The 15,140-nt window shown below is 62.5% G+C and carries 12 protein-coding genes and 1 tRNA gene; 9 read left to right on the top strand and 4 right to left on the bottom strand.

Annotated features, from left to right (window positions below):
* Nucleotides 1–205: 205 nt before the first annotated feature.
* The 7 genes from NOV74_RS04985 to NOV74_RS04955 all read left to right on the top strand — a co-directional run bounded on the left by NOV74_RS04985 (nt 206) and on the right by NOV74_RS04955 (nt 9,343).
* Nucleotides 206–2,494 carry a nitric-oxide reductase large subunit gene (locus NOV74_RS04985; protein WP_257309789.1) on the top strand — a complete coding sequence of 763 codons (2,289 nt, stop codon included), beginning with the start codon at nt 206–208 and terminating at the stop codon, nt 2,492–2,494.
* A 25-nt stretch (nt 2,495–2,519) separates the two neighbouring features.
* Nucleotides 2,520–2,837 (top strand): cupin domain-containing protein, encoded by a 318-nt coding sequence (locus NOV74_RS04980; protein ID WP_257309787.1) that lies wholly within the window; start codon nt 2,520–2,522, stop codon nt 2,835–2,837.
* Nucleotides 2,834–4,132 carry an NAD(P)/FAD-dependent oxidoreductase gene (locus NOV74_RS04975; protein ID WP_257309785.1) on the top strand — a complete coding sequence of 433 codons (1,299 nt, stop codon included), beginning with the start codon at nt 2,834–2,836 and terminating at the stop codon, nt 4,130–4,132. The genes NOV74_RS04980 and NOV74_RS04975 overlap by 4 nt, the downstream gene beginning before the upstream one ends.
* Nucleotides 4,133–4,318: 186 nt before the next feature.
* Nucleotides 4,319–4,594: a hypothetical protein gene (locus tag NOV74_RS04970; RefSeq protein ID WP_257309784.1), complete on the top strand. Its 276-nt coding sequence runs from the start codon at nt 4,319–4,321 to the stop codon at nt 4,592–4,594.
* A complete protein-coding gene (locus NOV74_RS04965; RefSeq protein WP_257309782.1) occupies nt 4,591–6,822 on the top strand; it encodes an alpha,alpha-trehalose-phosphate synthase (UDP-forming) in 2,232 nt (743 codons plus the stop codon). The genes NOV74_RS04970 and NOV74_RS04965 overlap by 4 nt, the downstream gene beginning before the upstream one ends.
* 2 nt (nt 6,823–6,824) lie before the next feature.
* Nucleotides 6,825–7,568: a trehalose-phosphatase gene (otsB, locus tag NOV74_RS04960; RefSeq protein WP_257309780.1), complete on the top strand. Its 744-nt coding sequence runs from the start codon at nt 6,825–6,827 to the stop codon at nt 7,566–7,568.
* Nucleotides 7,565–9,343, top strand: coding sequence for a glycoside hydrolase family 15 protein (locus NOV74_RS04955; RefSeq protein ID WP_257309778.1), 1,779 nt, complete (start codon nt 7,565–7,567; stop codon nt 9,341–9,343). The genes otsB and NOV74_RS04955 overlap by 4 nt, the downstream gene beginning before the upstream one ends.
* Before the next feature lie 365 nt (nt 9,344–9,708).
* Here NOV74_RS04955 and NOV74_RS04950 read toward each other — a convergent pair.
* From NOV74_RS04950 to NOV74_RS04940, 3 genes are all read right to left on the bottom strand, one after another.
* A tRNA-Ser gene (locus NOV74_RS04950) sits at nt 9,709–9,799 on the bottom strand.
* Nucleotides 9,800–9,875: 76 nt separating this feature from the next.
* Nucleotides 9,876–11,324 (bottom strand): aminoacyl-histidine dipeptidase, encoded by a 1,449-nt coding sequence (locus NOV74_RS04945; RefSeq protein ID WP_257309776.1) that lies wholly within the window; start codon nt 11,322–11,324, stop codon nt 9,876–9,878.
* A 119-nt stretch (nt 11,325–11,443) separates the two neighbouring features.
* Entirely contained in the window at nt 11,444–12,625 is a 1,182-nt protein-coding gene (locus NOV74_RS04940) for a trans-sulfuration enzyme family protein (RefSeq protein ID WP_257309774.1), read from the bottom strand.
* Nucleotides 12,626–12,768: 143 nt separating this feature from the next.
* Here NOV74_RS04940 and NOV74_RS04935 point away from each other — a divergent pair, with 143 nt between their 5' ends.
* Together NOV74_RS04935 and NOV74_RS04930 are read left to right on the top strand one after the other, a co-directional pair.
* Nucleotides 12,769–13,239 carry a PaaI family thioesterase gene (locus NOV74_RS04935; protein WP_257309773.1) on the top strand — a complete coding sequence of 157 codons (471 nt, stop codon included), beginning with the start codon at nt 12,769–12,771 and terminating at the stop codon, nt 13,237–13,239.
* A gap of 9 nt (nt 13,240–13,248) precedes the next feature.
* Nucleotides 13,249–13,860: a class I SAM-dependent DNA methyltransferase gene (locus NOV74_RS04930; RefSeq protein WP_257309772.1), complete on the top strand. Its 612-nt coding sequence runs from the start codon at nt 13,249–13,251 to the stop codon at nt 13,858–13,860.
* A gap of 3 nt (nt 13,861–13,863) precedes the next feature.
* On the opposite strand, the gene NOV74_RS04925 is transcribed toward NOV74_RS04930, so the two are convergent.
* Nucleotides 13,864–14,790 carry an MBL fold metallo-hydrolase gene (locus NOV74_RS04925; protein ID WP_257309770.1) on the bottom strand — a complete coding sequence of 309 codons (927 nt, stop codon included), beginning with the start codon at nt 14,788–14,790 and terminating at the stop codon, nt 13,864–13,866.
* Nucleotides 14,791–15,140 lie beyond the last annotated feature (350 nt).

Raw genomic sequence — 15,140 nt, 5'->3', positions numbered from 1 at the left:
GCAGCCTCGTGCCGGCGGAGATCTCCTTCGATTCGAGTTGTTCGGTGGCCAGGGAAATAGGGACGCTCAGCGAATCGGACAGATCGTCACCGACCGCGCCGATGAGCTCCAAGTGTTGACCGGACCGTTTTTGCTTGAGTCTGGAATCTATCAGGAGCACTGTGTCTGAGATCAGGTGAGAACCAATCTCATAAGGGGTCCTGCGATGAACCATGCAGCGTCTGACTCGGCTCCACTCTCCCCCCGTTGGCGTCAGGCGGTCATCCTGGTCATGATCTTCGGGTTCAGCCTGTTGATCTGGGTTACCGCCAAGACCTACGCCGGTGCCCCGCCCATCCCGGCCCGAGTGGTGGGAGATCTGGGCCAGACCCTCTTCACGGGCGAGGAGATCAAGGATGGCCAAGAGGTCTTCCTGAAGTATGGGCTGATGGAGCACGGGACGTTGTGGGGGCATGGTGCTTACCTGGGTCCGGACTACACGGCTGAATACCTGCACCGCCTGGCAGAGATTGGTCGAGACACGCTGGCCCAGGCGCGCTTTGGCAAGGCCTTTCAGGATCTGGACGAGGGGCAGGCCCTGGAGATCGGGGCCTTGGTGACCTCCCAGATCAAACAGAACCGGTACGATCCGGGCACAGACACGCTTCGATTCACGAATCTGGAGACAGCGGCTTATCGCCTCCAGGTGGACGAGTGGAAAACCTACTTCTCTGGGGCCACAGCCCCGGTGGGTCTGCCCGCCAAATTCATCCAGGACGAGGGGGAGCTGCGGAATCTGACGGCCTATTTCGCCTGGGCCACCTGGGCTACCGTGGCGCCACGGCCGGGGAAGGACTACTCCTACACCAACAACTGGCCCTATGAGCCCCTGGTGGGCAACACGCCCACGGCGTCGACCTACCTGTGGAGCGCCATGAGCCTCATCACGCTGCTGGGTGGCCTGGGTCTGATCCTGTTCGTCTTCGGGAAGTTCGATTACCTGGGCTGGGGCGGTGAGGCAGGCTGGAAGCATGCGGAGGAGAGCCGGCTCCACGCCTGGACCCTCACGCCCAGCCAGAAGGCCGTGGGTCTTTTCTTTGCCGTGGTGGCGCTGCTGTTCCTGGGTCAGGCGGCGCTCGGCGGGGCATTGGCGCACTACCGCGTCGAACCGGGTGGGTTCTATGGCTTCGACCTGACCCGCATCCTGCCGTACAACCTGGCTCGCACCTGGCACCTGCAGCTGGCCATCTTCTGGATTGCCACGGCCTGGGTGGGCGGCGGCCTCTTCCTGGCGCCGCTCGTGGGCGGGACCGAGCCCAAGGGCCAGAAGGCCGGCGTACTCCTGCTCCTCGGCGCGCTCGCCATCGTGGTCTTCGGCAGCCTGTTCGGCGAGTTCCTGGGCATCAACGGCTACCTGGGCAGCCTGTGGTTCTGGCTGGGCCATCAGGGGAGTGAGTACCTGGACCTGGGCCGCTTCTGGCAGCTGCTGCTGGCCGTCGGCCTTATCTTCTGGCTCTTCCTCATGTTCCGGGCCCTGCGACCGGCCATGAAGGGCGGCGAGCAGGGGGAGCTGCCTTCCCTCTTCTTCTACGCGGCCATCGCCATCCCGCTCTTCTACGTGCCGGCCCTGTTCTACGGGCCCCGCACCAACTTTGCCGTCATCGACAACTGGCGTTTCTGGATCATCCACCTCTGGGTGGAGGGCTTCTTCGAGCTCTTCGCGACGGTGCTGGTGGCCGTGATGTTCTACCAGCTGGGCCTCGTCACGGCGAAGTCCGCCACGCGGCTCGTCTACCTCGACGCCATCCTCTACCTGGCCGGCGGCATCATGGGTATCGGCCACCACTGGTACTTCACGGGGCAGGGGACCCTCAATATGGGCTTGGCGGCCAGCTTCTCCGCGTTGGAGGTGGTGCCGCTCACCCTGTTGACGCTGGATGCCTGGGACTTCATCCGCCTGCAGGACAAGAACTGCGAGGATTGCGGCCGGCCCCTGGCGGCGAAGCAGCGCTGGGCCATCAAGTTCCTTATCGCCGTCGGCGTGTGGAACTTCGTGGGGGCGGGCGTCTTCGGCTTCCTCATCAACCTGCCCATCGTGTCCTACTTCGAGATCGGCACCACGCTCACGGCCAACCACGGGCACGCGGCCATGTTCGGCGTCTTCGGGATGCTGGCCCTGGCGGTGCTGGTCTTCTGCCTGCGGGAACTCAAGGGCGATCGGGCCTGGGAACGGGCCGAGAAGGCCATCCGCATCGGCTTCTGGGGCCTCAACATCGGCCTCGGCCTGATGGTGGTCCTCGACCTCTTCCCCGGTGGCGTCATCCAGCTCTGGGATGTGCTCTCCCACGGCTACTGGCACGCCCGGCGCCTGACCTACCTCATGAGCGGCACCTTCCACACGCTTGAGTGGGTCCGCATCGTGGCCGACATGGTCTTCCTGCTTGCCGGGGCGCTGCCCATCGCCTACGCCACGATGAGGCTGGTCTTCTCCCCCGAACCGAAAGATACGGCCTGATCCGGCTGTCGCGAAAGGACCCATCATGACCATCTCGAATCTGCAGGAAGCCCTGCCCATGCCGGAATCGCAGCGGGCCACCCTGCCGCTCATCGATGTGGAGGACGGCCTCAAGGTGGTGCTGGTTGCGCTGCCGAAGGGAGTCAAGATCGCCCCCCACCAGGCGCCGTATACCGCCAGCGCCCAGCTCCTGACCGGCCGCATCGAAGTGCTGAAGGGCGAGACCTGGATCCCCATGATTCCCGGCGACCGGGTGGTCTTTGACAAGGATCAGCCCCACGCCCTGACTGGACTCGAATCCTCCTATGTCCTCGTGACCCACATGCGGAGCCAGGAGCGGTGACGGATCCAGGTCCTGCCCAACCTACGGTCGTCATCGTCGGCGGCGGGTTTGGGGGGCTGAAGGCCGCCCGGGCCCTCGCGGAAGCGCCGGTCCGCGTCGTGCTGGTGGATCGCCAGAACCACCACCTGTTCCAGCCCCTCCTCTACCAGGTGGCCTCGGCCACGCTCTCGCCCGCCGATATCGCGGCGCCCATCCGCCACATCCTTCGGACCCAGGAGAACGCCGAAGTGGTCCTGGGTGAAGTGATCTCCGGAGATCTGGCTGCCCGGCAGGTGAGACTGGCGGATGGCAGGGACCTGGCCTACGACTTCCTGATCCTTGCCGCGGGTTCCCGCAGCTCGTACTTCGGTCGGGACGATTGGGCGGGGCTGGCCCCCGGCCTCAAGACGCTGGAGGACGCCCTGGAAATTCGGAGACGCTTCCTGCTCGCGTTCGAGCGGGCCGAGCGGGAGGAGGATCCGGAGATCCGCCGTGAATGGCTGACCTTCGTGATTGTCGGCGGGGGAGCGACCGGCGTGGAGCTCGCGGGCACCTTGAAGGAGACATCCCGGCTCTCACTGCCGCGCGATTTCCGGCGCATCCGCACGGATCGCGCCCGGGTGATCCTTGTCGAGGCTGGTCCCAGCATCCTGGCGAATTTTGGTTCAGGCCTATCCGAGAAGGCCGTGGATGGGCTGGAACGCATCGGCGTCGAAGTCCGTCTGGGACAACCCATCACGGGGATGGATGACCGTGCCGTGCAGCTTGGCGGAGAGCGCATCCCGACGCGGACGATCATCTGGGCGGCCGGGGTGTCGGCCGTGCCCTTGGGCGCGGGCCTCGGCCTGCCGGTGGATCGCCTGGGACGCGTCATCGTGGCGCCCGACCTCAGCGTTCCGGGCCACCCCGAGGTCTTCGTGGTGGGAGACCTAGCGGCCTTCACACACGGCTTGAACGGCCCGCTGCCCGGCGTAGCGCCCGTGGCCATCCAGCAGGGGGCCTGGGCGGCAGAGAACCTCCTGGCCACCCTGGCCAACCGGCCCCGGCGGCCTTTCCGCTACCGGGACAAGGGCAGCATGGCGACCCTCGGCCGCGGCCGCGCCGTCGCCCGCGTGGGCGGCCTGAGCTTCACGGGCTATCCAGCCTGGCTGGCCTGGCTCTTCATCCACCTGATGCTCCTCGTGGACTTCCGAAGTCGGGTGTTCGTCTTCTTCGAGTGGCTGTGGGCCTACCTGACCACGCAGCCCCGGGCCCGGCTGATCCTGAGGAATGGCGACCAAGCCTCTTCAAAGGGCCGATCCGATGGGGCGGATTGATTTTCCAGCCTTGTCCGTTCCCTTGGGCCTACCTGTCAGCATTTCAGTGATTTCGAATCCCCCAGAGGAGTAGTGGTCATCTAGTGAGTATGCTTTTAATCGTTGGGTGCGGTTCGATGCCGCAGGCTTGGGACAGTCGGGCCGCTGTTCCGCACTGGAATCATTCGATTCCACCTGGAGCCGCCCATGCCCCTCGCCTTTCTTACAATCGGTCCATTCGCATGGACTTTGGCTTTGCTGGCATTGCCTTGGGTCGGCGCAAAAGCTGGTGGCGAAGGCGCGGTGCGTTTGAAACTGTCCGCCGTGGCCGGGAATCTTGGGCTCGGTGCAATGCTCGCGACATTCGTGAAGGTCATTCCTGGTTTTCCAGGCCTGACTCGCAGTACCGAGGCCGGAGTGTTGGCCAGCCTAGGATCGCTGTACTTTTTTTGGCTGATCATGCTTGAAGGGGGACTCACATGAGGTTGTCGCTGCGCTTCATCCTGCCTTTGATACTCGTCCTGGCCGGTATCGCTTACGGCATTTCCCCACTGGTTGATCAGTTGACTCTGCGATGGTTCATTCGGGACCTGAATAGCCGGTCGACCCTGATTGCCAACACCATCCAAGAGCCTCTGCTGGAGCAGCTTGCCGCGGGTAAAAGGGCCAAAACCGAGGAATTCTTCAACCGTATCACCCAGGATGAGCGGCTTTTTGCCCTGGGCTACTGCGCTTCACCGGATAGCGTCATGCTGGCCAGCCGTTCACTTCCTGAAGAAATCAGATGTGGCGAACTCGACCGTTGGCAACAACCTCAGGGGCACCTGCTCGCAAGCGTTCATGGGCCCTTGCACATTTCGGTAAGGCCGATGGCCAGCGAGGCTTCGCCAGCCGGGCGATTGGTTCTCGTGCACGACATGAGTTTCATCACGCGGCGCACGGAGGAGACCAAGCGCTACGTCTTCTATTTCTTCATGGCGCTCGCCGCCGTGGTTTCGCTCATCACAGTGGTAATCGCCCAGCTTTCCTGGCGCGGGTGGATGGCTGGCATGAGTTCTCTGCTGCGAGGCGAAGGTCTGCTGCGAAAGCCGTCGGGTGGTGCACTTGCCCCTCGCCCCGAGTTCAAACCGATTGCCCGCGATCTGCAGCGTCTCATTCATGACCTGGAGGCTGAGAGCCGCGCACGAGATGAATCCCAGATTACCTGGACACCTGAAGCCCTTCGGACAATTCTCCATTCTGAATTGAGTGGCGAAGACGTGATCGTCGTTTCCAACCGCGAACCCTATATCCACCAACGTCACGGCGAGCGGATTGAGGTCACAAGACCCGCCAGCGGCTTGGTCACGGCCCTTGAACCGATCATGCGAGCCTGCTCGGGCACCTGGATCGCCCACGGCAGCGGCTCGGCGGACCTTGAGGTGGTTGATAGGCACGACCGCATCCAAGTGCCGCCAGAAAGGCCATCCTATCAACTCCGCCGTGTCTGGCTAAGTTCGGAGGAGGAGGCGGGCTACTACTACGGCTTTGCCAATGAGGGGATGTGGCCGCTGTGCCATATCGCCCATGTGCGGCCCACCTTCCGTTCAAGCGACTGGGCCCAGTACCTGGCCGTGAATCGCAAGTTCGCCAAAGCCGTGGTGAGTGAGGCCAAAACCAAGGCCCCCATCGTCCTAGTCCAGGACTATCACTTCGCCCTGCTGCCAAAGATGATCCGCGAAGAGCTTCCAGAAGCCACCATCATCACCTTCTGGCATATACCGTGGCCCAACCCAGAGTCCTTCGCCATCTGCCCCTGGCGGGACGAGATATTGGCCGGGATGTTGGGCAGCAGCATCATGGGTTTTCACACCCAGTTCCACTGCAACAATTTTGTCGACACGGTGGATCGATTCATCGAGGCCAGGGTTGATCGGGAATCCTTCACGGTCTCATTCGGGGGAAAGCTCACCGCCGTGCGGCGCTACCCGATCTCCATCGCCTGGCCACCGGAACCCGAGATGCTGCAGAAGACCGTACCAACCTGTCGCAGCAGCATCCGTGAACTGAACGACCTTCCCCATGAGCACAAAGTTGGCGTGGGCGTCGATCGCCTGGATTACACCAAGGGCATCGTGGAACGATTCCGCGCCATTGAGCGCCTACTGGAACTGAACCCGGATTGGGTAGGCCGCTTCACCTTCGTCCAAGTGGCCGCACCAACACGCTCCGGCATTGATGAGTACCAGCATCACGAGGCCCAGGTCCGGGCCATGGCAACGCGCATCAACGGTCGCTTTGAACGTCAGGGACCGCCTCCCATCGTGCTCAGGATTGAGCATCACGAACCACAGGCGGTCTATGAATACTTCCGCGCAGCCGACCTCTGCTTCGTGAGCAGTTTGCACGATGGCATGAACCTGGTGGCCAAGGAGTTCGTCGCAGCCCGCGATGACGAACGCGGTGTCCTCATACTCTCTGAATTCACTGGTGCGGCGCGGGAATTACCCGAGGCCTTGATCGTCAACCCCTACGACGCCGACCAATGTGCAGCCGCCATGCACCTGGCGCTCACGATGGCAGCCACAGAACAGCGCGATCGTATGCGTCTGATGCGCGGATTGGTCGCGGAATTCAATGTCTTCCGCTGGGCCGGTCGTATGTTGCTTGATGCTGCGGCGATGCGCAGGCGGGGCCGCCTGGTCGAGAAGACGGAACGAGGGGGGAGGTGACGATGCGCCGAGCATTCCCACCCGTGGCCCGTGTGGATTGGGCCTTTTTCCTGGATGTCGACGGGACCCTGATCGATATTGCCGACCAGCCAGATGCGATTCGGGTCGACACTTCATTGCTGGACCTGATCACGCAGTTGCACCGGGCTAGTGGCGGAGCCGTTGCGCTGGTCACTGGTCGCTCGTTATCCGACCTGGAACATCACCTCGGCCCATTGCGAATGCCCTTGGCCGGACAGCAGGGCCTTGAACGACGCGATGCTGCCGGGCGTCTGTGGATTCACGCCGCTCCTCCTGCGGCAAAGGTGTCAATCAAAGAGGCCCTTGCCTCCGTGCTTGCTCGCCATCCTGGCCTGTTGCTGGAGGATAAGGGGCTGACCCTTGCGTTGCACTATCGGCAGGCCCCCCAACTGGCCGCCTACGTACATCGGCTCATGGGTAGATTGGCCCCGCAGGCTGGGCCTGACCTCGAACTGCAGCGTGGCAAGCGCGTGGTGGAAATCAAGCCCGCCGGCTTCGACAAGGGCACGGCAGTGGCCGAATACCTGTCCGAACCTCCTTTTAAGGGACGGCGACCGGTGTTCATTGGTGATGATCTCAATGACGAGCATGGCTTCACCGAGGTCAACAGGCTGGATGGAATTTCGATCAAAGTCGGCAAGGGTCCCAGTTGCGCACGCTTTTACCTACCGGATGTGGCAGCGGTGCACCATTGGCTGGGAGAAGCCGTGAAAGGTATCCCATGAGGAATCTTGACCTAGCTTTGATTGGGAATTGCACCATCGGAGCGCTCATTGATGACCGCGCCACGATTAGCTGGGGGTGCTTCCCCCGCTTTGATGGAGATCCAATGTTTTGCGCTCTCCTCAGGGACAGCGATGATTTCGGGTATTTCGGGATTGATCTCTCTGATTGCGAACGAACGGAGCAGCACTACCTCGAAAACACCGCGATTCTGGTGACTCGCCTTTACGATCCGCATGGCGGAGCCATTGAAGTTATGGATTTCGCGCCACGGTTTCACCTGCATGGGCGAACCTTTCGCCCCATGATGCTGGTGCGCCGTATCCGGCGGCTCACTGGTAGCCCTCGAATCACCCTGCGGTTGCGCCCTGCCTGCGACGAAGGGGCAAGTCGACCAGACATGACCTGGGGCAGCAATCACATCCGCTATGTAGCCCCATCAATCACCCTTCGGGTAACGACTGATGCATCCCTGACTGCACTCATGCAGGAGACATCGTTCTTTCTGGAGGACACGATCACGCTACTGCTGGGCTCTGACGAGACCGTCAACGAAGCCGCCAATGAAGTGGGACGGCGGTTTCTAGAGGAGACCACGCAGTACTGGCGGGAGTGGGTTCGCAATCTCGGCATTCCCTTTGAGTGGCAAAGTGAGGTGATTCGGGCCGCCATCACCCTCAAGCTCAATGCATACGACGATACCGGGGCCATCATCGCCGCCATGACCACCTCCATTCCAGAGGCCGCAGGCAGTACCCGCAATTGGGACTATCGCTATTGCTGGCTCCGCGACAGCTATTTTGTGGTCAACGCCTTGAACCGGTTAGGTGCAACTCGAACCATGGAGCGCTATCTCGCCTACATCATCAACCTAGCCGCCGATGCCGGGGGGGGGCCGCTGCAACCCGTTTATGGAATTGATGGTCGTTCCGAGTTGCACGAAAGGGAGGCCCCGGCCCTAGCGGGGTACCGTGGAATGGGACCGGTGCGCATCGGCAACCTGGCCTACCGCCAGGTGCAGCATGATGTTTACGGCTCTGCCATTCTTGCGGCGACCCATATCTTCTTCGACCAACGCCTGACTAGGCGAGGTGATGAAGCCTTGTTTCATCGTCTAGAAGCGCTTGGTGAACAGGCCATTTGCTGCCATGACCAGCCGGACGCCGGACTATGGGAACTGCGGGGCAGCGCGCGCGTGCACACCTTCTCTGCCGTCATGTGCTGGGCTGCCTGCGATCGTCTAGCCAAGATCGCCCAGCAATTGGGACTGCCCGAGCGCACCGACTACTGGAACCAGCAGGCGCAGATCATTCATAGCACCATCAGTCAACGCGCCTGGAACGAAAAGCGTGGCACTTTCGTATCCACCTTCGAGGGCGAGGCCATGGACGCCAGCCTACTGTTGTTGGTTGAGGTGGGCTTTCTTGATCGAAGCGACCCGCGATTTTCCGCAACGGTAGGTTCCGTGGAGAAGGAGTTGCGGCGTGGAGATTTCATTTTCCGTTATACAGAGAAGGATGACTTTGGCGAACCAGAGAATGCCTTCATCCTTTGCACCTTCTGGTACATCAATGCCTTGGCCGCTCTTGATCGCCGCGAGGAAGCAGGCGTCCTCTTTGCAAAGTTGCTGACTTGCCGCAATCGCCACGGCTTGCTAGCAGAACACATCGATCCCGAGAGTGGCGAGCTGTGGGGAAACTTCGTGCAGACCTACAGCATGGTGGGATTGATCAATGCGGCGATTCGGTTATCGATTCGCTGGGACCAAGCATTCTGATCCTGGTTCATGAAGGGGACGATCATGCTACACGGACAACCGGCGGGGCCATCGACGCGTTTCCGCCTGCGCCCCGGCGCGCTGCGTTGAGAGTCAGATCTTCGTGGCCACGGCCGGCCTTGTGGGCAGCATGCCCCTGGTCACTGATCTCACCTCCCAACACGCCCAGAGCGGGATCTACACGCCCTCCGCTGTCGCCTTCCCAGTGGCTGGCGCGGCCGCTGAAGGGAATGAGGCGTCCAGGCATGGGGAGAACAGAACCACTATGTGACCCGCGCGAGACCCACAGCGGGATCCGTACTCCGATTCCAAGTCCGATCAGCCAAATAGGAAAGCCCGCAAACCTAGTGGCTGCGGGCTTCTTTTGGCGGAGAGTGGGGGATTCGAACCCCCGAACGGCTTTTGACCGTTACACGATTTCCAATCGTGCTCCTTCAGCCACTCGGACAACTCTCCCATGGCTCCGCGTAGAGGCGGAAGCAGCAAGGTTATCACGGCCCAGGGCCTGGGCCAAGGGCCGTGATTGGTGGGACTACACGGCTTCGAGGACGGCCACCAGCAGCTTCCAGAAGTTGCCCACGGAGGGCACGCTCACGTGCTCGTCGGGAGTGTGGACATCCCACATGCTGGGACCGAAGGACACCATCTCCATCTCCGTGTATTTCTCGCCGATGAGGCCACATTCCAGGCCGGCGTGGATGGCCATGATCTCGAGGGGCTTGCCGAACACCTTCTGGTTGGTCTCGTTCACGATGCGGACAAGGGAAGCCTTGGGCTCGGGCTTCCAGCCTGGGTAGCCGCCGGTGACGTGGGACTCGAACCCGCCCAGGGCGCAGGTGGCGGCGATGCGCTCGGACAGGGCGGTCCTGGAGGCGTTGATGGAGCTGCGGGTGAGGAGGTTCACTTCCACCTCATCCGGGCGGGTCTCGATCACACCCATGTTGGTGGAGGTCTGCACCAGTCCCGGGATGTCCGGGCTCATGGCCTCGACGCCGTGGGGCAGGGCCAGCAGAAGCTGGAGGAGAGCTGTGGCATCCGTGTCAGCCATGATCTGGGTGCCTTCTCCAGCCTCAAGGGCCAGGTGGAGGCCGGGATCGTGGGCACCGAGGGCGGCGCGCCAATGGGCCTCATGCTCCGCCAGGGCCGTCCTGAAGGCCTGCTCCTGGGCGGGGTCCAGGAAGATCTGGGCCGAGGCTTCGCGGGGGATGGCGTTGCGTTTGTTGCCACCCTTGATGGCGGCCAGACTGAACGCGAAGGTCGGCTTCAGGGTGCCCAGAACCTGGGCGAGGATGCGAATGGCATTGCCCCGGCCCGCGTGGATGTCGATGCCGGAGTGGCCGCCCCGGAGGCCGAACACCTTTAGGCGGAAGGCGCGGGCGCCCGCGGGCGGCGCCGTGCGGGTGAGCTTGCGGGTGACGATGGTGTCCTCGCCGCCGGCGCAGCCGATGGTGAGGTAGCCCTCCTCCTCGCTGTCGAGGTTGAGGAGGAACTTCGCCTTGAGGCGGCCCGGCTGCAGCCCGTTGGCACCGGTGAGGCCCGTCTCCTCGTCGATGGTGATCAGGGCCTCGATGGGGCCATGGGCGACGTCCTTGCTGGCCAGCACCGCGAGGGCCGCGGCTACGCCGATGCCGTTATCGGCGCCCAGGGTCGTGCCCGTGGCGCGGAGGAGATCGCCGTCCTTCCAAACCTTGATGGGGTCTTTCGTGAAGTCGTGGCCGGTGCCCTCGTTCTGCTCACAGACCATGTCCACGTGGGCCTGAAGGCAGGTGGTGGGCCGGCCTTCCTTCCCGGGGGTGGCCTTCTTGCGGATGATCACGTTCCCGACCTCGTCGCGCTCCACGTCACACCCCAGGGCCTTGGCCTGATCCGCCACCCAAGCCGCAGCCACGGCCTCGTTCTTGGAGCCGCGGGGGATCTTCGACAATTCAAGGAAATAGGACCAGAACGTTTTCGGTTCAAGGGATTCGAGCAGCGTGTCCACAAAACCTCCGTATGCCCGACCAGTCAGCCGGGGCGGTTGCGTCAACTGTACCGGCCACCCGGCGGGGAAGGGCGTGACCGGGATCACTGTGTAGCACGATTTCCAATCGTGCGCTGCCGTCAGAGGCGTCCGAGGGCCTGGTCGAGATCCGCCAGGATGTCCTCCAAGTCCTCAATGCCTACCGACAGGCGCACCAGGCCATCCGTGATGCCCGCGGCGATGCGGTTCTCCCGGGCCATGCTGGCATGGGTCATGGACGCGGGGTGGCTGATGAGGGTTTCGACGCCGCCCAGGGACACGGCGAGCCCGGCCAGGTGCACGTTGTCCATGACGATGCGGCCGGCCTCGAGACCGCCCTTGAGTTCGAAGGAGATCATGGAGCCAAAGCCGGTCATCTGGCGCTTCGACAGGTCATGCTGCGGATGGCTGGGCAGGCCGATGTAGCGGACCCAGGCCACCTGGGGGTGTTTCTCCAGCCAGGGGGCGACCTTGCGGGCGTTTTCCTCGGCCCGCTCCACCCGCAGGGCGAGGGTCTTCAGGCCCCGGCTCACCATGTAGGACTGGTGGGGATCCATGTTCGCGCCGAGGTTCACCAGCATGGCGCGGATCTGCTTGTGGAGGGCTTCCGTTTTGGCCACGACGATGCCGCCGACGATGTCCGCGTGGCCATTGATGAATTTCGTGACGGAATGCAGGACCAGGTCGGCCCCCAGGTCCAGGGGCTTCTGGAGGTGAGGGCTGGCGAACGTGTTGTCCACGACCAGAAGGGCGCCCGCGGCGCGGGCGATCTCCGCCGCCGCAGCGATATCCGTAACGGACATGGCGGGGTTGGACGGTGATTCCACATAGACCAGCTTGGTGTTCGGCTGGATGGCTTGGCGGAGGTTCTCCAGATTGGAGGTATCCACATAGGTGGACTCGACCCCGAATCGGCTCATGTGCTTTTCCATGAGGCCCCGGCTGGGCCCGTACACGGAATCCGTGCTCACCATGTGATCCCCGGCGCTGAGCAGCGCGAGATAGACGGTGCTCACCGCGCCCATGCCGCTGGCCATGGCCGTGGCGCCGAACCCGTTCTCAAGCTGGGCGACGTTTTCTTCCAGCGCGGCCGTGGTGGGGTTGCCGATGCGGGTGTAGATGTAGCCATCCTCGGTGCCAGCGAACCGGTTGGCGCCCTGCTGGGCATTCTTGAAGGCGAAGGTGGAGGTCTGGTAGATGGGGGTCACCACGCTCCCGTGGGCGTCTTCCCGGATTCCCGCGTGTACCAGCTTGGTGTTGAATCCCTTGTTGCGGGTGTCCATGGCGGCTCCTGTTCAGGATTGAGAGGTGTTCAGAGAACATTGGATAATGCAAAATAACCAAACGGTTATAATAACAGGGCTGGCCCTAGGGCGAATGGTTGATCGGTTCGCCGCCATCTCACCTTTTGCACTCCGGAGATCTCATGATCGGCAAGGCTTTCCAGGACTACTACCCCGAGAATGTCGCTCATTGCTATGGGTGCGGGCGGCTGAACGGCCAGGGGCACCAGATCCGCACCTACTGGGACGGCGAGGAATCCGTGACGCGGTTCCGCCCCCGGCCGGAGCACACGGCCATTCCTGGCTACGTTTACGGGGGCCTGCTCGCGTCCCTGGTGGATTGCCATGGCACAGGCACCGCCGCGGCGGCGATGTATCGCCAGGAAGGGCGGCCCATGGACAGCCTGCCCGCCTTCCGGTTCGTCACCGCCTCCTTGCATGTGGACTACCTGGCACCAACCCCGTTGGAGGCAGAACTGGAGATCCGCGGTCGCGTGAAGGAAATCAAAGGCAAGCGCGTGGTGGTCGAAGCGGCGGTATCCGTCCTCGGCAAGGTCACGGCACGTGGGCAGGTCGTGGCCGTCCAGATGCCTGAAACGTTTCTTGAACGGTAAGGGGGCCTGATGTCCGATACGAAACGATTCGATGAGGCTGCGGCCACCTGGGATTCCGTGGATCGACGGGTGGTGCTGGCGCATGCGGTGGTGGAGGCCATCTCGTCGCGGGTACCCCTGACGAAGGAACTGGCCGTTCTCGATTTTGGCTGCGGCACGGGCCTGGTCACGCTGGCGTTGGCGCCTCAGGTCGGTTCGATCGCAGGGGCCGACACCTCCTCCGGCATGCTGAAGATCTTGGCGGAGAAGGCTGAGGCGAAGCGCCTGCCTCTGCGGCAGATCCTTCTGGATCCTTCGGGGGGCGGCGACCTCGGCGGTCCCTATGACCTCATCGTGAGCAGCATGACGCTCCACCACATCGCCGACGTGCCCGCCTTGTTCAGCCGTCTCGTCTCGCACCTCAACCCGGGAGGAACGGTGGCTCTGGCCGATCTGGACGAAGAGGACGGCAGCTTTCATGAAGACAGAACGGGCGTCCATCACCACGGCTTTCCCCGCGCCCACATCCAGGCCTGGCTGGAGCAGGCGGGATTTCGGCAAGTCCACCTCGGTACCGCCACCGTGACGCACAAGGAAGGGCAGGACTATTCCGTGTTCCTGGCCACGGCGCAGAGGGGTTGAAGGTCAGGCCATCGGTCGCCTCGAGGCCTGCTTCTTCCAGTACCGTGCCAGGCCGTACACGCTCATGAACGCCGGGTCTGCGATCTCGTAATCCTGGATGGCGTCTTCCTGGAGCCCGTACCCGGTTAGCAGCTCCCGCATGAACCCTTGGAACAGGGGCACCAGGGCTTCCTCGGTGTGGCCCGCCTCGATCTTCTCTCTGACCCAGCCTGCGATCCGGTGGATGTTCTCCTCCAGGGAATCGAAGTGGGCCAACCCATCGTTTTTGATGCCGAAGTGGGTGGGGTAGATGTAGGTCGGGTGGCATGCCCGCATCCGCTTGATGGAATCCAGCCACGCCTCCAGATCGATATCCGGTGGAGGAAAGGGGGGAATCGTGGGGCCCTCCCCGATGCGGATCCCTCCGACGTCACCCGTGAACAGGCCATCCTCCAGACGGAACGTGATGTGGTGAATGGCGTGGCCAGGTGTATGGATGGCCTGAATGGCCATGTCCCCGAACCGGACAGACTGGCCATCTTCCATGGCCACGATTCGATCCGGGTCGATGGGTTCCAGGCGTCCCCACAGCTGTTCCATGGTGTCTCCATAGATGCGTTGAGCTGAACTCAGCAATTTCCCAGGATCCTGAAGGTGGGGCGCGCCCTTGGGATGGACATAGATGCGCGCGCCGTGCCGGGCCAGGCGCCAGGCCGCACCGGCATGATCGAGGTGGATGTGGGTGACGAAGACATGCCGGATGTCTTCGAGAGCGTAGCCCAGAGCTTCCACGGCGGTCTGAAGGTTGCCGTAGAGGGATTCCGGCCCGGTTTCCACGAGCACGGGCCCTTCAGGTGTGCGGACCAGGAAGGCCCCCACGGTGCCTTCCACGTGGAAGTGGAGGTCGAGCAGCGAAACCGGCCCCTGCGATGTGACCGTAGGCATGGTCATCCCCCTTTCAAGCTTGAGGGGTCAGTATCCCGCACCGAGCAGAGGCCAACGTGATGATGGACATGGAAGAGCTGGGCGGTTTACCCATTCCTACAAAAAGCTGAAGGGCCACTAAGTAGTGGCCCTTCAGCTTTTTGTAGGTTGGCGGAGAGAGAGTCCGCCAAATTCAATTCCACCGTTGGTTACGGTAGAGCACTGATGATCATTCAAATGTGTTGTACTAGAAGGTTTTATAAATTTAATCTGTGCAGGACAGTGCAGGGTTGAGTAATGACGAGCAGGGGCGAGCAAAGATAAAATATGGGTATAAATATGGGTAAAAAGGCCTATCCTTTTAGTCAATGGAGGCC

It is taken from the genome of Geothrix fuzhouensis, assembly GCF_024609325.1.
Lineage (GTDB): Bacteria > Acidobacteriota > Holophagae > Holophagales > Holophagaceae > Geothrix > Geothrix fuzhouensis.
The sequence above is the reverse complement of the archived record's forward strand: the minus strand, read 5'-3'. Positions and strand labels throughout refer to the sequence as shown.